This window comes from Pseudomonas sp. 15C, assembly GCF_055484735.1.
Window position 1 is genome coordinate 23,460 of record NZ_JBUDGD010000042.1, and the last position, 20,721, is coordinate 44,180.

Sequence of the window (20,721 nt, forward strand, 5' to 3'; positions counted from 1 at the left end):
AGTTAGTCGACAAATGGCGTGTTTTTTGACTCGGATCGTTTGACAGACCGCGAAGACTGGCCGATAACTACCAACGTCTAGCTGAACGTGGCGCGATTCCCTTCTCAATCGCTGCCGAAAGTTCCAGAGCTAACCAATTAGCAACCTAACGTAAACACTGCGAACATGCAGACTGTGCGGTAGCTTTGTCTTTGAAAAAGTTCAGCCAACATCGAGCCGGACAAGTGATTCATTATTGAAACACACCGACGTTACATCATAATAAAAACACACCCTGCCAATTGTCTTTGCACGGCCCTGAATGGAGCTTCTGCCTGCCCTAAACTTCTCGAACATCAAAGAGTTTACTCGCATGCCAGCAATCAGCTCGGATCAACCCAATTGGTATCTGTTGCAATGCAAACCACGCCAGGATGAGCGCGCACACCTCAACCTGCTCCAGCAACACTACGTGGTCTTTCACCCTCAACTCTTCACTGAGCGCGTCATTCGCGGGAAACGACAGCGCGTGATGGAGTCGTTATTCCCCGGTTATCTATTTATCCAGCTCAGCAGCACAGACAATTGGGCACCGTTGCGCTCGACCCGTGGCGTCAGCCGGGTTGTCGAGTTCAATCATGGTCCCGTGGCAGTAGCGGAACATGTCATAGAGCATCTGCGCGAACGCTGCCTGGAATCGGATTCGGATGTGAAAGGCCGCCTCGAACCCGGTGAGCCTTTGCGGATCATCAGCGGCCCGCTCTCACCACTCGAGGGTGTATTCCAGGCGCTGCAAGGCAACGATCGGGTGTTACTGCTTCTGCAGTTTCTCAACCGCGAACAGCCCGTTTGCCTGCCGCTTACCGCTATTCAACGACAACAGCACAACTTCCAATCGTACAAATAACAGCTTTTCTCACCTGCCATTTCTCAGGAGCCATGACATGGCCTTGAAATCACGCTGCCCTGTTGCACTGATCATGGCCTCTTTCTATCCGGGAATGGCCTGGAGCACCGACCCACAAGCGATAAACGTTTATGGATTCGACTTCACGCCGACGTTTGTTTTTTCAGAAAGTTATGACGACAACTTTCGCGAAGTGGAAGACAACAAGCAGTCCTCGATGATCACCAAACTGGCCCCCTCCTTCGAGCTCAAGGCCGAAGACCGTAACAGCGCCACGCGAGTGATCTGGCAACCGACGCGGTACATCTATCACGACGATTCCGATGCCTCGAACACGGCGCAACGTGTGCGTGCCGAGAGCGTGATGGAGTTCACCGATCGCCATCGTTTGAAGCTGGACGCCGAATATCGCAAATGGGAGCGCACCGAATCGACGGCGGTCGAGGGTGTGAATGACAAGCTCAACAACAAACGGGTCGGCGGGCTTTATACCTTTGGCGCCAAAAGCGCGGACAACCAGATCGACCTCGGGGTCAATTACGCGCAACTGCGCTACGACAATGGCGACGGCATCAATGCCGACAAGGAACGCGACACCACCGCCTTGACCAGCACCTGGTACCACCGCATCGGCAGCAATACCCGAGGTTTGCTCGAATATGACCACACCGACTTCGACTACAAGCAGGCGAACAGTCCGCGCAGCAGCGTATCGGACGCCGTACTGGCCGGTGCCGTCTGGGATTTCACGGCACGCACGACGGGCAAAGTGCGCGTCGGTTACGAAAAAAAGAACTTCGACAGCAACGAATCCAACGACCTCGACAACCCCACCTGGCAAGTCGATCTGCAATGGAAACCGCGCACGTATTCGACGTTTACCTTTGTCGCGCGCCAAGCGCTTGCCGAGGGCGACGACGGCGCGGAGGCGGTGAAGTCGACCTTCACCCAGGTCGGCTGGCGACACGGCTGGACTGAGCGGATTACGACTGTGGCCCAAGCCGGCCTGGGCCGTTACGTCTACGAAGGGCAAAGCCGCACCGACGACTTTCAGGATTACAACCTGGCGGTGATCTATGCGATGCGCCGCTGGCTGGACATCGAAGTCGGCTATCGCTTCCGCGACAACGATTCCGATGCCGACAACGAAAGCTTCACCCGCAACGTGTTTCAGATCAGTTTCAACGTCAGCCTTTAAGAGGGTTTCGACATGAACACATCCGCACTTGTCTTGTCGTTCACGCTGGTGATGGCGGCGCCTGTCTACGCGGCAGATCCCGGCACGCAATACAAACTGGCCGCTGGCGATGTGTTGCGCATCATCGTGTTTGGTGAGCCGGAGTTGAGCCTGAAAAAGATCCGGCTCAGCGACGCCGGCACGTTTTCCTACCCCTTTCTCGGCGAAATCTCCGCCAAGGGACTGACCCCCAGCCAGGTCGAAAAAAACATTGTCGACGGACTCAAGCAAGGCTACCTGGTCGACCCGAAAGTCAGTCTCAGCCAGATCGAATACCGCTCCTTTTACATCAATGGCGAAGTGAAAAAACCCGGCAGCTATCCGTTCGTGCCCGGCTTGACCCTGGAAAAAGCCATTGCTTTGGGCGGGGGGCTGACCGAGCGGGCCTCGATCAAGCGCGTCACCATCTTGCGAGGCGACAGTGGCGCGACCGACACCGATAACGTGACGCGCAGCACCACGATTGCCCCCGGCGACACCATTTCCATTGCACAAGGGTTCTTCTGATCATGGACAACAGCCTTGGCACTTACGTCGAACGTCCTTTGCAAGCGCACGTGCAGCAGCATCAGCAGCACAGCGAAGACAAGGACACCCTGGATCTGCTGAAACTCTGGCGGGTGATCTGGCGCGCAAAATGGAGTATCGCCTGGCTGATTCTGGTCAGCGGATTGCTGGCGACCATCGTGGTCTCCAACATCACCCCGCAATACATCGGCAGCACCACCCTGCTGTTCAACGACAAGAGCCCGCCGCTGATGTCCTTTCAGCAGGTCAAGGACTCCAACAGCAACACCACTGACTACCTGCAGACGCAACAGGCACTCCTGCAATCGCGGGATCTGGCCGAGCGTGCGGTGAAAAAACTCGGTTTGACCACGCACCCGGTCACTGACCCGCGCCAGCAACCGAAGTCGTGGTTCGCACCGCGCGAATGGCTGGCCGCTGTCGATCTGGACAAATGGTTACCGGGGCTCGGTCTGGAGCGCTGGCTGCCGGAAAAACAGGCGGTCACCGAAGAAGAAGTGTTCAACCAGGTCACGCAAAACCTGATGCTGCACACCAGCGTCAAGTTCGTCGGCAAGAGCCAGTTGCTCGAGATCGAAGTCGAGTTGCCCGACCCGGTTCTCGCCGCAGCGGCGGCCAATGCGCTGGCCCGCGGTTTCACCGACAGCCAGCTCGACACCAGTGAAAAATCCACGCAAACCACCACGGCGTGGATGAACACCCGGCTGGTCAAGCTGCGTGACAACTTGCGCGCCGCCGAGAAAAAGCTCCAGGGCTACCGCGAAGAGCAAGGTCTGGTGGACGTTGGCGGTGTCGCCACGATCAGCGCCAATGAACTGGAAATGACCGGTAATCGTATGGTCGATGCCCGGCGCAACCGTGCCGAAGCCGAAAGCGAGTACCGGCAGGCCAAGGCCTTGGGCAACGGCGATCTGAGCAAACTGTCCAGCGTGCCCGCCGTGTTGAGTAACCCATTGGTGCAGAAATTCCAGGCCGATCGTGCCCTGGCCCAGGCCAAGGTCGATGAACTGTCGGGGCGCTATGGGCCGAAGCATCCGAGCCTGCTGTCCGCGCAGTCGGAGTTGCGCACCGCCACCACCAGCCTGCAATTGCAGGTGCAGCAGGTGGTCGCCGGAATCGAGCGGCAATACCAGCTCGCCACGGCCAGTGAGGCTTCGCTGCGTCAGTCCTTCAACAGCAACAAGGCGCAAATTCAGGACATTGCCCGCAAGGAATTCCAGTTGCGTGAATTCCAGCGTGAGGTCGACAGCTCGCGGGCGCTCTACGAAACCTTCGTCACCCGCTTGAAGGAAACTACTGCGACCGCCGACATGGACTCGACCAAAGTGCGCATCGTCGACCCGGCGATTGTTCCGGTCGATCCGAGCAAACCGCGGAAAACCTTGATCGTGGCGATCGTTTCCTTGATCGCGGCGGTGATCGGTGTGGCCCTGGCGCTGCTGTTCGACAGCCTGAGCAACACCTTCAAAACCGACGAGTCGATCGAAAGCGCGCTGAACATTCCGCTGCTCAGCGTGGTGCCGTTGGTCATGAAGAAAAACCGCCGGCAGCTGGCGCGTTTGTTCGAAGACAACGACAACCCACGCTTCTCCGAGACGATCCGCAACCTGCGCACCTGGCTGATGCTGCAAAGCAACGAGATGCCCTCGCAAGTGGTGCTGATCACCTCGACGGTGGCCGGTGAAGGCAAAAGCACCATCGCCAACAATCTCGCCAGCTCGCTGGCACCGCTGGAAAGGGTACTGCTGATCGATGCCGACATGCGCCAGCCGACGCTGTCGCAGAATTTCGACTTCCCGCCCGACAGCCCTGGCCTGGCGAACGTGATTGCCGGCACCGCCCGACTCGAAGACTGCATCGTTTCGGTGGGCAATCTGGACATGTTGCTGGCCGGCAAGGTCATGCCGTCGGCGCGAGATTCCCTCGCCGCGCCACGTCTGCCCTCGCCTGCCGAGCCGGCCAACGCACTGCAACCACCGCCGCAGGATCTGCTCAGTTCACCGCGCATGGCGCGCATGCTCGAAGCGCTGCGCTCGCGTTACCGGCACATCATCATCGATTCACCGCCTGCAGAATTGATCAGCGATGCGCTGTTGCTGGCCAAGCATTCGGATGCGGTGATTTACGTGGTCAAGGCTGACAGCACCCCGATCAGTCAGGTCCAGCGCGGCCTCGCCATGTTGCAACAGAGCCATGTGCCGGTGTTTGGCACCGTGCTCAACCAGGTCGACCTGCGCAAGGCGCGCAAGTACGGCCAGCATCACTCCCGGGCGTTCTATAACTACGATTTCGCGCCCAGGTAACACCGGGCGCCCGCGCCTGCCGCTGCACCCCTTCTGCCCAAACACAACTCGCTTCACCTCTGCCGAGCCACGGAAAAGCCAGCGGGAAGACACCTCGTGTCTGCTCGCTCAGCGCTGACGCATTACTGCTGCCTTGAGGTCAAGCCCATGACTCCGCTCTATACCGCTCATATGACGCAACGCCGCGGCCTGACCTTCTGGGGTCAATGGTCGTGCGCCCTGCTGCTGGCCACCTCGTTGCTGGTGCTGCTGGTGTATTGGCGCGTCGGCTACCTGACCAGCGAATATCGCATCCTGATCATCCTGGCTGTGCTCGGCTCAGTGCCGATCTACAGCGTGATGCGCGTGTATCACAAACGCTATGGCCTGGTGGTCGGGCTTGGCAGGCTGCTGGCCGGCTGGTTGATTCTGCTGGCGGTGCTGGCGGCGATTGCCTTCGTCACGCAGACCAGCGCGATCTATTCGCGCCAGGTGATCATCCTCTGGGCGGTGCTGGGTTTCGTGGTCCAGGCGGCGAGTTTTCTGCCCCTGCATTACCTGGCCCGGCTGTACTCACGCAAGATCTGCAACGAACGCCGGTCGGTGATCATCGGTACCTGCCCGACGGCGCATGAGCTGGCGAAAAAGCTCTCCACGCCCAATCGTGCACTGGTGCTGGGCTTTGTCGCTGCCGCCGATGACAGCGGCCCCGCACCGAGCATTCTGCCGCTGCTCGGTCGCGTCGATGCGATCCGCGAGATCATCGCGCGCCTTGAAGTGCGCCGCGTGTACATCGTGCTGAACATGGCCCATGCCGCCACCATCGAAGCGCTGTACATCGACCTGCTCGACGTCAATGTCGATGTGGTGTGGATTCCGGATTTCGGCAGCATGGTGCTGCTCAACCATTCGATCTCGGAAATCGAGCGGATGCCGGCCATCTACCTCAACGAAAGCCTGATCAGCTCGCATCCGGCCAGTCTGTTGTGCAAGGACCTGTTCGAGCGCAGCCTCGCCGCCCTGGCGATCGTTCTGCTCAGCCCGTTGCTGTTGGCGGTAGCGGCTGCGATCAAACTGACCTCCGCCGGCCCCGTGCTGTTCAAGCAGAACCGCCACGGCTGCAACGGCGAAGTGATCAAGGTGTGGAAGTTTCGTTCGATGCACGTTCACGACGACCGTGAAGTGCGCCAGGCCACCCGCAACGACAACCGCCTCACGCCGATCGGCCACTTCCTGCGGCGCAGTTCCATCGACGAATTGCCGCAGCTGTTCAATGTCGTGTTTGGGCAGATGGCGCTGGTCGGTCCGCGCCCCCATGCGGTCACCCACAACATTTATTACACCGGCAAGGTGCGCGCCTACATGGCCCGCCATCGACTCAAGCCGGGCATCACCGGGCTGGCGCAAATCACTGGCCATCGCGGCGAAACCGAAACGCTGGAAAAGATGCAGCTGCGCGTCGCCCAGGACCTCAATTACATCAATCAATGGTCGCTGTGGCTCGACCTGAAAATCCTCCTCAAGACCCCCTTCACGCTGTTCTCGAAAAACATCTACTGACCCCTGCCCCACCGCTGCCTGCCCCTGCCCGCCCGTTGATAACCGGTCATGACGACCTGAGGTTTGACCATGAATGTGAGCGTATTCGGTATTGGTTATGTTGGCCTTGTCCAAGGCGCTGCGCTGGCTGAGGTCGGGCACAGTGTGCTCTGCGTCGATGTCGACGTCGCCCGGGTCGAGGCCTTGAAGGAAGGCACTCTGCCGATCTACGAGCCGGGGCTGAAAAGCCTGGTGCGTGACAACTATCAGAGCGGCCGGCTGCGCTTCGGCACCGATCTGGTGGACGCCGTGCACCATGGCGACGTGTTGCTGATCGCCGTCGGCACCCCGCCGGACGAAGACGGTTCGGCGGATCTGCAATATGTGTTGAGCGTGGCGCACACCATCGCGCTGAATATGGACCGCCACCAGATCATCGTCGACAAATCCACCGTGCCGGTCGGCACTGGCGATCGGGTCCGCGCCCACATCGAACAGGTGCTGGCCGACAACGACCGCAGCGAACTGACGTTCGACGTGGTTTCCAATCCGGAATTTCTCAAGGAAGGCTGTGCCGTCGAAGACTGCATGCGCCCGGACCGGATCATCATCGGCACCGACAGTGCGCGTGCCGAAGAAGTCATGCGGGAACTGTATGAGCCGTTCAATCGCAATCGCGAAAAAATCCTCGTCATGGACGTGCGCAGTGCCGAGCTGACCAAGTACGCCGCCAACTGCATGCTGGCGACCAAGATCAGCTTCATGAACGAAATGGCCTGCCTGGCCGAAAGCCTCGGCGCCGACATCGAAAAGGTGCGCCACGGCATCGGCTCGGACCCGCGCATCGGCTACCAATTCATCTACCCCGGTCCGGGCTACGGCGGTTCGTGTTTCCCCAAAGACGTGAAGGCGCTGATCCACGCCGCCACCAGCGTCGACTTCGATGCCCGCGTGCTCAAGGCTGTGGAGGCACGCAACCAGGAACAGAAAACCACGCTTTACAGCAAGATTTTCAATCACTTCGACGGCCACCTCAGCGGCAAGACCTTTGCCCTCTGGGGGCTGAGCTTCAAGCCCAACACCGACGACATGCGCGAAGCGCCCAGCCGCGTGTTGATGGAAGCCCTGTGGCGCGCCGGCGCCAGCGTGCAGGCCTTCGATCCCAAAGCCATGGAAGAGGCGCAGCGCATTTATGGCTCGCGCGATGACCTGACCCTGACCGGCACCAAGGAAGCGGCACTGAAAAATGCCGACGCGCTGATCATCGTCACCGAGTGGCAGGCGTTTCGCGCCCCGGACTTCGACGTCCTCAGCGCGCGGCTCAAGCAACCGCTGATTTTTGACGGGCGCAATCTGTTCGATCCGCAACGGTTGAGCAAACGCGGCTTCACCTACGTCTCGGTGGGTCGTCAGACCCTCTCTGTGATCTGACGGGAGCCTCGCCATGTTGAAACTCGAACTGGTCGGGCACTACTCGCCACAATTGCTCGAGGCCAACCAGGCCTATTCGTTCATCAACTTTGCTTCGATCAGCAGCGTGTTCGCGCAGCGCTCGGGCGCCATCACCTACTTTTGCGACGGCATGCTGATGTCGACATTCATGTCGCGGGTGACCGGCAGAACCATTGGCCGGGTCAGCTTCGACTTCACCTCGATCGCCGACCAGGTACTGGGCGGTGCCGAGCGTTTGGGCAAGCGGGTTTACTTCGTCGGCGCCCGACAAGGCGAACTTGAGCTGTTCATGCGCAAGATCCAGACCCTCTATCCGCGGCTAAGCATCGCCGGTTACCACAACGGCTATTTCAATGCCGCCGAGGCTGAGGCGCTGCACGCCGACATCTGCCGCAGCGAAGCGAACATTCTGATCGTCGGTCTCGGCGCCGGCCTGCAGGAACAGTTCGAACAGGACGTGCTGCGCGCAGGTTTTCAAGGCGTTGCCTTCACCTGTGGCGGGTTCATTCGTCAGGAAGCGCTGGCCTCGCGGCAATACTATCCGGCGCTGATCAATCGCCTGCACTTGCGCGCGTTCTATCGCATGTATCGCGAGCCGCACACGATCAAACGCTACCTCATCGATTACCCGAGCAACTTCTTGCACCTGCTGGCCCTGCTGGCACGGCGCAAGGTCGCCATCAGCGTCGGGGAGTGACCATGCACATCCTGTTCATTCTCAAGGATTTCAAATCCGGCGGCGGCGTCGAACGCGTGCAGCAACGTCTGTCCGAGCAGTTTCTCAAGGATGGCCGGCGGGTGAGTTTCTTCGTCATGAACGGCGAAACCCCGGACACCGAAGGCAATCAACGCCACCACAGCGGCGGCGGCAACGGCATCGCCGGCCTGCTCCGCTCGATCGTGCTGTTGCGCCGGCTGATTCGTGACGAGCAGGTGACCCACCTGATTTCCGCCAAGGAGCAGGCCAACGTCTGCACCTGGTTCGCCACGCTGGGCAGTGCCTGCAAAGTCATCTACAGCCGCCACATCGCCCTCGATTGCAAAGAGCAGAAAACCGGCCCTTCGAGCCTGCGCCTGCTGTACGCCTTGTACCTGTGCGGCAGCGGCAAAGTGGTCACGGTGTCCACGGCGTTGCGCCAGTCGCTGGTCGGCGGGTTGCCGTGGGGCCGAAAGCGCATCAGCTTTTGCCCGAACGCGGTGATCACCGAACAACTGTTCCAGGCCTCACGGGCGCCACTACTCGCCGGGCTGCCCGAAGCTTACTGGTTGGGACTGGGACGACTCACGCAGCAGAAAGGCTTTGATCTGTTGCTCGACGCCTACGCCCTGGCCTTGCAACAGCGCACGTTGCCGGACCTGGTCATTGCCGGCGACGGGCCGATGCGCGATGCACTCAAAGCGCAGGCGCAACGCCTGGGTATCGCACGACGGGTGCACTTCACCGGTTACCTGAGCAACCCCTATCCGCTGCTCAGAAACGCGCGGCTGTTCATTCTCAGCTCCACCCACGAAGGCATGCCGACCGTGCTGATCGAAGCGCTGGCCCTGGGCACGCCGGTGCTGGCCAGCGACTGCGAAACCGGCCCCCGAGAACTGCTGGACAACGGCCAGCTCGGCCTGCTGGTCAAGGTCAACGACGTGCCGGCACTGGCTGAGGGAATGCTGCAAAGCCTGGCCTCGCGCGATGACGCAATGCCCCACGAACAGACCCTGACCGAAGCGCTGCGTCCCTACACCAGCCAGCACGCGGCTCAGGCGTATTACCAGGTATGGAATCAATGAAAAAATTCCTGATCATCCTCCACGACCTCAGCGCCGGCGGCGCCGAGAAAATGATGACGCGCCTGGCCGGTGCGCTGGTCGACGCGGGCAACGACGTGACCCTGCTCCTGCTCACCGGGGGCGGCATCAACGCAAAGTACCTCGATCCACGCGTCAAGACTGTCGAATTGCACAGCCCGCGCAGCGTTCGCGCGATTCCAGCACTGGCGCGGTTCCTGCGCGCCAATCGCTTCGATGCGCAACTGGCGGCGCTGACCCACGTCAACGTCGTGGCCATCGCCGCCGCGCTGTTGTCCGGCACGCTGGCGCGCTTGCACGTTAGCGAACGCAATGCGTTTTCCCACGATAAACACGTCAATCCAGCCTTCATGGTGCGGCTCGCCTACAGCGCGGCGCCGCTGCTGTATCGGCTGATTCCCAACCCGGTGATCTGCGTGTCGAAAGGCGTCGCCCAAGATCTGGTCGATACCACCATCGCCCGCCGCCAGGACGTGACCACTGCCGACAACCCGGTGCTTGACGACGACTTCTACAAAAAGCGCCCTGGCCGGCCCAGCCATCGCTGGCTGCTGGAAAAGTCCGGTGCGGTAATCGTTGCCGTGGGCCGTCTGGCCCGGCAAAAAGGTTTCGACATCCTGATCAGCGCGTTGGCCGCGCTACCCGATACCCACGTGCGTCTGATCATCTTTGGCGAGGGTGCGCTTCGCGAGCAGTTGCTTGAACAGGCCCGCGAGCTGGGCGTTGCCGAGCGTGTCGATCTGCCGGGTTACACCGCTGATCCGCTGGCAGAAGTGGCCGCCGCCGATTGTTTTGTCCTGTCGTCGCGCTTCGAGGGCAGCCCGAATGCGCTGGTCGAGGCCTTGGCCACGGGCACGCCGGTGGTCGCGACTCGCTGCCCCCACGGCCCGGCAGAAATTCTTATCAATGGTCTGGTGGCGCCGCTGGTCGAGGTCGATGACGCGCCCGCCCTGGCGCAGGCAATCGTTCTGCAACTCAACACACCGCGCCACTTCAAGCGGCATACCCGGCTTGAGGCGGCGGCCCGGTTCGCCAATACCCGCGCGTTGCAGACCTATCTCACGGCGATGCTTGGGAGCGCCGCATCATGAGCACCCTGACGATCCGATATTCAACCTTGCGCGACGGCTTCGCCCTCTTCGGCGTGCTGTTTTACATCCAGGTGATCACCTTCATCCTCGGCCTCGGTGGCGGGTTCAGCTTCGGCGACGTCGACAAGGACCTCGAAGGCAGCGTCGCCAATCAGGTCTGCGGACTGGTGACGCTGTTGGTGCCGTTGTTTTTCTTCATCCGCAACAAGGTGTTCCTGAGCAAAACCTTCTACCGCAGCAACTTCTTTCTGCTGCTGTTCCTGCTCTGTGTGATCGCCTCGATCGGCTGGTCCCATGACCCGATGCTCAGCCTGAAACGGGTGATCGCTATGCTCGGCGTGGTGTTTTTCGCCGGCTTCATTGCCTGGAACTACCCGCTGGAAAAGATCGTGTTCATGCTCGGCTGTGCGATCGGCGCCGCGGCGTTCATCGGGCTGATACTGGCGGTGGTCATGCCTGACGTCGCGTTCCTCTCCGGGGGCATCCGCGACGGCGCCTTCAAGGGGATTTTTGCCGAAAAGAACGCCGGCGCGCGGCTTAACGCCGTGGCCATTCTGTTATTGCTGCCGATGATCCGCCAGGGCAATCGCCGCGCACTGTTCTGCGCGCTGTGTTCGCTGGTAGCGATTCTGCTCGCGCAGTCGGCGACCGGCGTCGCGCTGGTGGTGTTCGGCACGGTGAGCTACTGGTATTTCCTGACCCTGATCCGCCTGCGCATCCACCGCTCGCAGGGACTGTTTTTCGCCAGCACGGTGCTGTTTCTGCTGGCGGGCCTGTTGCTCTACAACCACGTCGCCTGGCTGCTCGAAATCGCTGGCCGCGACCCATCGCTGACCGACCGCACGTTGATCTGGGAACTGCTTTCACCCTTCGTCGAGCAGGAATGGCTCAAGGGCTATGGCTTCGGCGCTTTCTGGGCCAGTCCCGATGCCGATGCGTTCATCACCCGTTGGGGCTACATCGGCAACGCGCACAGCGGCTACATGGAAACCCTGCTCAACGGCGGTGTGATCCAGTTGAGCGCATTGATTCTGCTGTTCGGCGAAGCGCTGCTCAAACAGTACCGCGCCGTCACCGCCAACCACACGGCGCAGTTGCGCGCCAGTGCGCTGGTGATCATCGGCCTGTTCGCCGTCACCAACTACGTGGCGTACGTGATTCCCAACTACCGCTCCGCCGAGTTCCTGGTGTTCTGCACCCTCGCCCTGTCCTTCCGGCATCAGCTGGTGATGCTCCCCGCTTTCAAACCGGCAAACCCGCGCCAGCGTCAGGCTGGCCGGGCATTTGCGCCTGATTCCGCCAAGGCGTAACCCAAGGAGAAGCTGCCGTGACAAACCAATCCCCGCATACCGTTTGTGTTCTGATCCCGATGTACAACGGCGTCGACAGCATCGAGCAGACGCTGACCTCGCTGGCCGAGCAGACGCGTCTGCCCGACCACGTCATTGTCATCGACGATGGCTCCACCGATGACGGGCCGCAACGGGTCCGGGACTTCGCCGCGCCGTTTCGCCTGACCCTGTTGCAGCAGGCAAACGCCGGCCAGGCCAGTGCGCGCAATACCGGTCTGCACCACAGTCAGGAAACCTTCGTGGCGATGCTCGATGCCGATGACCAGTGGCGTCCGCAAAAACTTGAGCTGCAACTGGCGCTGTACGACGAACTTGAACAGCAGGGCCGCCCGGTCGGCCTGATCGATTGCTACACCCAGGTCAATTACAGCAACGGCAAGCGCCAACTGGACGCCGTGCGCAAGAGCGGCATGCACTTCTACGACTTCGTCCACGCCAACGTGCTCAATGGCGTGTCGGCCGCACTGGTCAAACGCGACGTGATGCTGCAACTCGGCGGCTTCGATGCCGGCCTGCGTTATTGCGAAGACCGCTTCATGTGGACGCGCATCGCCGAGCACTGGGAAATCCACACGGTGCCGCAGGTGCTGCTCGAACGCACGGTCAACGACGGCAACATGACCGCGCAACCGAAAAAGCACTACCAGAACAAGATGAAGTTCATCGACGTGTACCTCGAGCGCTATGGCGCGCAGTTGAGCAAGCAGCAACACATCGATTTCGTGCTGGGCAATCACACCGATTTTCTCAACACGTTTTCCCGGCGTGGCGATCATGCCGAGGTGCTCGATGTGTACCGGCGGATGTTCGAATACTCCTGGCAGACGCTGATCTTCGATCACGGCAAACCGACCTTGCGCTACCTCTACGCCCTCGCCCGCACCGGGTTCAAGGCACCGGCATCCACAGCCGCTCAATGACTCGGTATCCGCCATGGCCAATCACCGCCTCGTCACCCTCGGCTGGATCTTCACCGAAAAGTTCGGCCTGATCCTGCTGTCGATGATCACCTTCGTCGCCTACGCGCGCCTGCTGTCGCCGGCCGAGCTGGGTGTGGGCACGATCATCATTGCTATCGTCGAGCTGGTCGGGCTGATTTACTCCTCGGTGCTGGAAGACCCGCTGGTCCGCCTGGAGCGGCTGGAAGACAAACACATCTCGACGGCGTTCTGGGCGGCGGTGCTGGTCAGCCTCGCATCGATTGTGCTGATCTCGCTGGCTGTGCTGTTGTATACGACCGACCCGGTGCTGCGCTGGATGACTGCGCTGGCCTCGGTGAAGATCCTGTTCACCATGATGGCGCGTGTCTACGTGGCGCAAATGCGCCGCAGCGGCAACTTCAAGATGCTCGCCTCGCGCACGTTGCTGGGCAAGATTGTCGGTGGTTTCGCCGGCATTGCCGTCGCGCTATGGGGTTTAGGCGCCTGGGCGGTGATCGCCCAGGCGCTGATCATGGAGTTCGTCTCGATTATCGTGCTGATGCGCGGCGACCCACGGCGCATCGCCTTCTATATCGACGGTGCGTTCCTGCGCGAACTGATCAAGGCCGGCACTCCGGTGGCGATCAATGCGCTGAGTTCCCAGACCCTGCAGCGCGGCGTCAACGTGGTGCTGGGGATGACCGCCGGGGCGAATGCGGTCGGCATGTTCAACATGGCCATGCGCATCATCGACCTGCCGCGAACGGCAATCTACAACGGCCTGCTGAGCTATGCGCTGCCAGCGTTTTCCCGACGCAGCGCCGAGCCGCTGCGTCTGCTTGGGATCATCGGCGACTCGACTGTGGTCAGCAGTTTTCTGTTGACGCCGCTGTTCCTCGGCATCGCCCTGACGGCCAGCGATCTGATCCTGCTGATCTTCGGCGCCAAGTGGGCCGAGGCGATTCCTTTGCTGCAAGTGCTGGCGTGCACGGCGGCCGTCGGCAACATGGCGATGTACGCCACCACCGCGCTGGTGGCGGTCAACCGCAGCCATTTGACGATCAAGGCCGAGGTGCTGACCACGTTGCTGGCGCTGCTGTTGGTGTATGTCTTCGGCAGCGCCTATGGCGGCATGGCCGCCGCGGTGGCGCTTCTGGCGCGCATGCTGCTGATCACGCCGCTACAAATCCGCGGGCTCAACACCGCCGTCGGTTACGACTGGCGCCGCTTCTTCGATTCCAACTACCGCAGCGTGCTGGCCTCGCTGGTAATGGTCACGACCGTGTTGTCGGTGTCGCCGCACCTGGCCGTTCAGGGCTACCTGCACCTGCTGTGCGACATCTCGCTTGGCGCCCTGAGCTATGCCGTGGCGTATAGCGTCCTGCACCCGCGCTGGCCGCAGGAATTCAAATCGGTGTTCACCGCTCGCTGAATTCAGTCCATGAAAACAGGAAGGTTCCTCCATGCGTAAAACTACGTTGATTACTGGCGGCGCCGGTTACATCGGCTCGCACACCGCTTTGGCCCTGATCAATGCCGGACGTCACGTGCTGGTCCTCGACAACCTGTGCAACAGCAGTCGCGAGTGCATCAAGCGTCTGGAGCAGTTGACCCTGAGCCGGGTGGATTTCATCAGGGGCGATATTCGCGATGCGCACTTGCTCGACAACATCTTCGGCCGCTACGACATCGACGCCGTGGTGCATTTCGCCAGCCTCAAATCGGTGGCCGAAAGCGTGAGCAACCCGTTGGACTATTACGCCAACAACGTGGCCGGCACGCTGGAACTGTGCCGGGCGATGGCGCGCAACGAGGTGTTCAAACTGGTCTTCAGCTCTTCGGCCACGGTGTACGGCGATCCGGCGAGCACGCCCATTCGCGAAGACTTCGGCACCGGCAAACCGGTCAATCCCTACGGCCGGAGCAAACTGATGATCGAGGAGCTGCTGACCGATCTGTGCCACTCCGATCCACGCTGGAGCATCGCCTTGCTGCGCTATTTCAATCCGATCGGTGCCCACGAAAGCGGGATGATCGGCGAAGATCCCAGCGGCCGGCCGAACAACCTGTTGCCCTGCCTGACCCAGGTCGCGATTGGCCGGATACCTGAACTGACGGTGTTCGGCAGCGATTATCCGACCGTCGACGGCACCTGCGTGCGCGACTACATTCATGTCGTCGATCTTGCCATCGGCCATCTCAAGGCGTTGTTGAAGTTGCAGCAAACCAACGGCGTCGACGTGTGGAATCTCGGCACCGGCGTCGGTTACAGCGTGCTGCAGATCATTCAGAGTTTCGAAGACATCACCGGCATCGCCATCCCCTATCGCTTTGCCCCGCGCCGTGCAGGTGACGTTGCCAAAATGTTTGCCGACCCGGGCAAGGCCGGGCGGGAATTGGGCTGGACCGCGCAACGCGACCTGCAACAGATGATTGTCGATGCCTGGCGCTGGCAATCATGCAATCCGCAGGGCTATCAGTCTTCCTTCAAGATCCCCGCGCTGAGTGTGGCCCGATGAAACTTCATGGCGTGCTGTTTCTCTGGCTGCTGGGGTTTGCCCTGGCCGGCAACGCCGCGCCAGCACCGCCCGGTGTTCCCGCCGCCGGGCTGGTGCTGTGGCTGGACGCGGCGGATGCGCAAAGCGTGCAGCTCGATGAGCAGAACCGCGTGCTGCGCTGGAAAGACAAATCCGCCAGCGGCCTTGATGCCAGCGCCGACAATCCCGGCGTGGCGCCACAGTGGCTGCCGGACGCGGTGAACGGTCGTGCGGTGGTGCGCTTCAACGGCGTGTCGGGTTTGCTCGGCAAAGCCATCCGCAGCGCCAAAGGTCCGGTGACGGTGTTGGTGGTGTCGCGGCGTACGGCAGAACAAGCCGGGACCGATCCTTGGCAACGCTTGTTCAGCTCGCGCCCGCAAACCGCCAACAACGATAACGTCCTGCCGAATTTTGCCATCAGCCTGCGCGACACTGCGGCGTACGCAACCAGCGTTTCCGTGCTGGAGCTTTACGACGTACCGATCGGGCCGTATGGCATCGGTCGCAACGCCGTTGGCACGGCGGATAACTTTCGCGGCGACATTGCCGAAGTGCTGGTCTATGACCGTGCGTTTGCCTCGCTCGCCGACCGCCAGCAAGCCTTTCAGTACCTCGCAGACCGCTGGACCGTAGCGGTCCCGCCGATCGCTGATACCTGGACCCGGGTCGGCCCGCTCGGTGCTGTACCGAACCGGACCAACAGCAACCTGCCGCTGTCCGATCAGGCCAACAGCGGTCAGTGGGTGCTCAACGACAAGCTGTCCGACGAATTCAACGGCAGCACCCTCGATCGCACACGCTGGCACGTCAACCACGGCGTCGGCAACGAATCGCTCGGCCGCAAACCGGCGCTGTACACCGAGAAAAACGCCAGCGTCAGCAACGGCAACCTGAACATTGTCTTTCGCAAGGAAACCTTGCCGGAAAAGTACGTGAAACTCGGTTTCAAGGACTACACCTCCGCCATGGTCCGCACCCTTGAGAAGGGTTTGTTCGGCTATTACGAAGCGCGGGCGAAACCGATGAATTCCGCCGGCTCCAGCGCCTTCTGGCTGGCCTGGACGGGCATGGCCGACAACGCCACCGAAATCGACATTTTCGAAATCGCCGGCAAGACCAAGGATGGCAAGCTGGACCGCTCCTACCACATGAACGCCCACCTCTGGGCCACGCCGCAAAGCACTGAGCACATCGCCGATGGCAGCATCTGGGTCAGCCCATGGCGGCTGGCCGATGACTTCCATGTCTACGGCTTCGACTGGCAGCCCGACACGCTGCGCTGGTATGTCGATGGCGTGCTGGTGCGCGAATCGCGCAACAAACACTTCTTCTTCCCGATGGAAATTGTCTTCGACAGCGAGGCCATGTGGTCATGGTTTGGCGTGGTCGACGATGCTGACCTCCCCTCAACGTTCGAAGTCGACTACATCAAGATGTGGCAACGCCGTGCATCGCTGTCCCAGGCCGGGAGCACGCCATGAGCCGCCACTGCTGTTTCAGCTTGCGCCTTGGGTCGAACCGTGTTCGACAGAGTCGTCAGTTTTTGATCAGCGCTGATCAGTCCGGAGCGCATCTACATGAACAATCGACGGCTCAAGGAACTGGATTTATTGCGTTTTCTGGCGGCCCTGGCCGTGGTGTTCTTTCACTATGCGTTTCGCGGCTATGCCAAGGGCGATATGTCGGCGATGCCCTACCCGCTGCTGGCTGAGCCGGCCAAGTACGGCTATCTGGGGGTCGAGCTGTTTTTCATGATCAGCGGCTTCGTGATTCTGATGACCGCCTCGAGCAACAACCTCAAAGTGTTTTTCATTTCGCGCGTGGTGCGCCTCTGCCCAGCCTTCTGGGTGTGCTGCACGATCACTTTTCTGGTGACCCTCGCCGTTGGCCAACCCAGGTTCAGCGCTGATTTTTATCAATACGTGGTCAACATGGCCTTTCTCAGCGAGATGCTCAATGTCGAGCCTATCGACGGCGTGTACTGGTCGCTGTTCGTGGAGATCAAGTTCTACCTGATGATTTCCGTGTTGCTGGCCTTGAAGAAAATCGACCGGATCGAGCCGTGCATGGTGGTCTGGCTGCTGATCTCTGCCGTCGCCGAGGTCCTGCAATTTGAAAAACTGCGCTCGATGCTGATCACCGATTACGCCGCGTGGTTCATCGCCGGGGCCACCTTTTATCTGGTCTGGGCCAAGGGCTTCACACCGCTGCGGATTCTGCTGCTGGCGGGGGCGTTGGCGCTGGCGATTTTCACGGCGGTGGTGTGGGCAGCATCGATTGAAAGCAAATACGCTACCGACTACGACCCGCTGATCATCTGCGCCGTGGTGGTGCTGTTCTTCGTGATTTTCCTGTTGATCGCGACCAATCGCATGTCCGCTCTGCAACGCTGGAACTGGACCGCGCTGGGCGTGCTGACCTATCCGCTGTACCTGCTGCACCAGATGATCGGCTTCATGATCTTCAACATCGCCTACCCGGCGATCGATCCGCACGTGCTTCTCTGGGGCACGGTAGCGTTCATGATCGGTGTGTCGTGGTTGATTCACGATCAGATCGAGAAACCGATGGCGCAATCGATAAAAAAGTCGCTGTCGATATCCTTCAAACTGGTCAGGGCCGACTAGCTCGCCCAGCGTCAGCCGCGCTTGAGCGTCTCGCTCGGCAGCTCTTTGAACAGCGCCCGATAGCTGCTGGAAAAACGCCCCAGATGCCAAAACGACCAGTGCATCGCCACTTCGGCCACGGTGGTTTCCGTCGGTCGGCGCCTGAGCAGTTCGCGGTGCGCGCTGTTCAACCGACGCAAGCGTAACCAGTGGCTTGGCGTCATCCCCGTGTAGGCCTTGAAGGCCTGTTGCAATTGCCGTAGCGATACCCCCGCCACCTGCGCCAGCTCGAGCAGATTGAGCGCATCTTCCGGCGAATCAGCCGCCCACTCCCCCACGCGTTTCATGATCATCCGTTCTTCGCCACGCCGTTGCAGGCCGCTTCTATCGAGGCGCGCCTGCGCGTTGTCGAGAATGAACAGACAGTCTTCAAGTAGCTGTTGAGTCAGCGCCTCCTTGCTTTCCATATCAATGGCTTGCGACAACTTCGTGAGGGTCGAGCTTAACCAGCGACTGAACAAGGCGTTCTGTCCGCAGGTGAGCGGCGCCATGAACAGCCCGTCGAATTTCGCCACATCCAGCCCGTGCTCACGGACGAATGCCGGGCCGAACACCACGGCAATTTCCTGGTAATTCTCCGGGGTAATCCAGATGTTGCGGCTCTCTTCGTTGAGCAGGTACAGCGCGTTGTCGCTGCGATCGAAACAGAACGCCAGCGCACCGGACGGCGCGCTGAAATTCTGCTCGACCCGGGTATTCATCTGCTCTTCGTAGACCTCGACGCCCTGCAGATCGAGATAGCGGATCTGCCCGGCGAAATGCCCCGGCGACATCTGCTGGTAATGCTGGACCCAGCCCGGCGTGGCGCGCACTTGCTCGGCCACATCGGCGGTGTTGAAGGCTTGAACCTGAAGCGGATTGCACGTTGTCATGAGGTGACCTTGCGCACTCTTTTGGTGCGCTTGGGTGCTGCTTAAAGTGGATAGATGGATTCACCAGCCGCGCCCAAGATAGACGCCAACGCGCCACAGGGGAAGGGGCGGAAGATGAAACCCGCCCTCCCCGGCGTCTACAAAACCAATAACGAGGTCTCTATGAATGCCCCTTTCGATCAGCTGTTCACGTGGCTGAAAGATCACAAGATTACCGAAGTCGAATGTGTGGTCAGCGACCTGACCGGCATTGCCCGCGGCAAGATCGCACCGACCAACAAGTTCCTGCATGAGCGCGGCATGCGCCTGCCGGAAAGTGTGCTGCTGCAAACGGTAACCGGGGATTTTGTCGATGACGACATCTACTACGACCTGCTCGACCCGGCCGATATCGACATGGTCTGCAAGCCGGTGTCCGACGCTGTGTATGTGATCCCGTGGGCAATCGAGCCGACCGCGATCGTTATCCATGACACCTTCGACAAGTTCGGCAATCCGATCGAACTGTCGCCGCGCAACGTGCTGAAGAAGGTCCTGCAGCTGTACACCGACAAGGGCTGGAAGCCGATTGTCGCGCCGGAAATGGAGTTTTACCTGACCCAGCGCTGCGAAGACCCGGACCTGCCACTCAAGGCACCGCTGGGCCGCTCCGGTCGTGCGGAAAGTGGCCGGCAGTCGTTTTCCATCGATGCCGCCAACGAATTCGACCCGCTGTTCGAGGACGTCTACGACTGGTGCGAACTGCAAGGTCTGGACCTCGACACGCTGATCCATGAAGACGGCCCGGCGCAGATGGAAATCAACTTCCGCCACGGCGACGCGCTGGACCTGGCCGACCAGATCACCGTGTTCAAACGCACCCTGCGCGAAGCGGCGCTCAAGCACAACGTGACCGCGACGTTCATGGCCAAGCCGATCGGCGACGAGCCCGGCAGCGCCATGCACTTGCACCAGAGTGTGGTCGACATCGCCACCGGCCAGCCGATTTTCGCCAACGCCGACGGCAGCATGAGCGAGCTGTTCCGCCAGCACATCGGTGGTTTGCAGAAGTACATCCCGAAAGTGCTGCCAATGTTCGCGCCCAACGTGAACTCGTTCCGCCGCTTCCTGCCCGATACCTCGGCGCCGGTCAACGTTGAATGGGGTGAAGAGAACCGCACCGTTGGCTTGCGCGTGCCGACCTCGGGACCTGAATCGATGCGCGTGGAAAACCGCCTGCCCGGCGCCGATGCCAACCCGTATCTGGCGATTGCCGCAAGCCTGCTCTGCGGATACCTGGGCATGGTCGAGAAGGTCGAGCCGAGCGCCGCCGTCGAGGGCCGGGCTTACGAGCGCCGCAACCTGCGCCTGCCGATCACCATCGAAGAAGCGCTGACCCAGATGGAAGAATGCGCCACCGTAGCCGAATACCTGGGCGTCAAGTTCGTGCGTGGCTACGTCGCGGTAAAACGCGCCGAACACGAAAACTTCAAACGCGTGATCAGCTCATGGGAACGCGAGTTCCTGCTGCTGAGCGTCTGACCCAAATCTGCACACTCCTTGTAGGAGTGAGCCTGCTC

The 20,721-nt window shown here is 60.7% G+C and carries 17 protein-coding genes; 16 read left to right on the plus strand and 1 reads right to left on the minus strand.

All coding sequences use genetic code 11. The features are described 5' to 3' along the window. The first annotated feature begins 352 nt into the window (after positions 1 to 352). The 15 genes from rfaH to ACYYKW_RS19535 all read left to right on the plus strand — a co-directional run bounded on the left by rfaH (position 353) and on the right by ACYYKW_RS19535 (position 18,251). Positions 353 to 886 carry a transcription/translation regulatory transformer protein RfaH gene (rfaH, locus tag ACYYKW_RS19465; RefSeq protein WP_090283377.1) on the plus strand — a complete coding sequence of 178 codons (534 nt, stop codon included), beginning with the start codon at positions 353 to 355 and terminating at the stop codon, positions 884 to 886. Between the two features lie 37 nt (positions 887 to 923). Further along, positions 924 to 2,084, plus strand: coding sequence for an outer membrane beta-barrel protein (locus ACYYKW_RS19470; RefSeq protein WP_090283379.1), 1,161 nt, complete (start codon positions 924 to 926; stop codon positions 2,082 to 2,084). Positions 2,085 to 2,096: 12 nt separating this feature from the next. Continuing rightward, positions 2,097 to 2,630, plus strand: coding sequence for a polysaccharide biosynthesis/export family protein (locus ACYYKW_RS19475; protein WP_464990880.1), 534 nt, complete (start codon positions 2,097 to 2,099; stop codon positions 2,628 to 2,630). 2 nt (positions 2,631 to 2,632) lie between these two features. Further along, a complete protein-coding gene (locus ACYYKW_RS19480; protein WP_464990881.1) occupies positions 2,633 to 4,954 on the plus strand; it encodes a GumC family protein in 2,322 nt (773 codons plus the stop codon). Positions 4,955 to 5,101: 147 nt separating this feature from the next. Beyond that, entirely contained in the window at positions 5,102 to 6,493 is a 1,392-nt protein-coding gene (locus ACYYKW_RS19485; RefSeq protein WP_093101689.1) for an undecaprenyl-phosphate glucose phosphotransferase, read from the plus strand. A 69-nt stretch (positions 6,494 to 6,562) separates the two neighbouring features. Beyond that, complete coding sequence (locus ACYYKW_RS19490) at positions 6,563 to 7,903, plus strand: UDP-glucose dehydrogenase family protein (RefSeq protein WP_464990882.1); 1,341 nt, start codon at positions 6,563 to 6,565, stop codon at positions 7,901 to 7,903. A 13-nt stretch (positions 7,904 to 7,916) separates the two neighbouring features. Continuing rightward, complete coding sequence (locus tag ACYYKW_RS19495; protein ID WP_464990883.1) at positions 7,917 to 8,621, plus strand: WecB/TagA/CpsF family glycosyltransferase; 705 nt, start codon at positions 7,917 to 7,919, stop codon at positions 8,619 to 8,621. A gap of 2 nt (positions 8,622 to 8,623) precedes the next feature. Further along, entirely contained in the window at positions 8,624 to 9,706 is a 1,083-nt protein-coding gene (locus ACYYKW_RS19500; RefSeq protein ID WP_464990884.1) for a glycosyltransferase, read from the plus strand. Beyond that, a complete protein-coding gene (locus tag ACYYKW_RS19505; protein ID WP_464990885.1) occupies positions 9,703 to 10,815 on the plus strand; it encodes a glycosyltransferase in 1,113 nt (370 codons plus the stop codon). The genes ACYYKW_RS19500 and ACYYKW_RS19505 overlap by 4 nt, the downstream gene beginning before the upstream one ends. Further along, positions 10,812 to 12,125 (plus strand): O-antigen ligase family protein, encoded by a 1,314-nt coding sequence (locus tag ACYYKW_RS19510; RefSeq protein WP_090283392.1) that lies wholly within the window; start codon positions 10,812 to 10,814, stop codon positions 12,123 to 12,125. The genes ACYYKW_RS19505 and ACYYKW_RS19510 overlap by 4 nt, the downstream gene beginning before the upstream one ends. 17 nt (positions 12,126 to 12,142) lie before the next feature. Continuing rightward, positions 12,143 to 13,087 carry a glycosyltransferase family 2 protein gene (locus ACYYKW_RS19515; protein ID WP_464990886.1) on the plus strand — a complete coding sequence of 315 codons (945 nt, stop codon included), beginning with the start codon at positions 12,143 to 12,145 and terminating at the stop codon, positions 13,085 to 13,087. Positions 13,088 to 13,100: 13 nt separating this feature from the next. Continuing rightward, positions 13,101 to 14,519, plus strand: coding sequence for an oligosaccharide flippase family protein (locus tag ACYYKW_RS19520; RefSeq protein ID WP_464990887.1), 1,419 nt, complete (start codon positions 13,101 to 13,103; stop codon positions 14,517 to 14,519). 31 nt (positions 14,520 to 14,550) lie between these two features. Further along, on the plus strand, positions 14,551 to 15,606 hold the full coding sequence (gene galE / locus ACYYKW_RS19525) for a UDP-glucose 4-epimerase GalE (RefSeq protein ID WP_090283399.1): 1,056 nt from the start codon (positions 14,551 to 14,553) through the stop codon (positions 15,604 to 15,606). Further along, complete coding sequence (locus ACYYKW_RS19530; protein ID WP_464990888.1) at positions 15,603 to 17,105, plus strand: family 16 glycosylhydrolase; 1,503 nt, start codon at positions 15,603 to 15,605, stop codon at positions 17,103 to 17,105. The genes galE and ACYYKW_RS19530 overlap by 4 nt, the downstream gene beginning before the upstream one ends. A 96-nt stretch (positions 17,106 to 17,201) precedes the next feature. Further along, positions 17,202 to 18,251, plus strand: coding sequence for an acyltransferase family protein (locus ACYYKW_RS19535; RefSeq protein WP_093101673.1), 1,050 nt, complete (start codon positions 17,202 to 17,204; stop codon positions 18,249 to 18,251). An 11-nt stretch (positions 18,252 to 18,262) separates the two neighbouring features. On the opposite strand, the gene ACYYKW_RS19540 is transcribed toward ACYYKW_RS19535, so the two are convergent. Then, positions 18,263 to 19,162, minus strand: a complete 900-nt coding sequence (locus ACYYKW_RS19540; protein ID WP_093101670.1) for a helix-turn-helix domain-containing protein — start codon at positions 19,160 to 19,162, stop codon at positions 18,263 to 18,265. 162 nt (positions 19,163 to 19,324) lie between these two features. On the opposite strand from ACYYKW_RS19540, the gene ACYYKW_RS19545 reads away from it, so the two are divergent. After that, a complete protein-coding gene (locus ACYYKW_RS19545; RefSeq protein WP_464990889.1) occupies positions 19,325 to 20,683 on the plus strand; it encodes a glutamine synthetase family protein in 1,359 nt (452 codons plus the stop codon). Positions 20,684 to 20,721 lie beyond the last annotated feature (38 nt).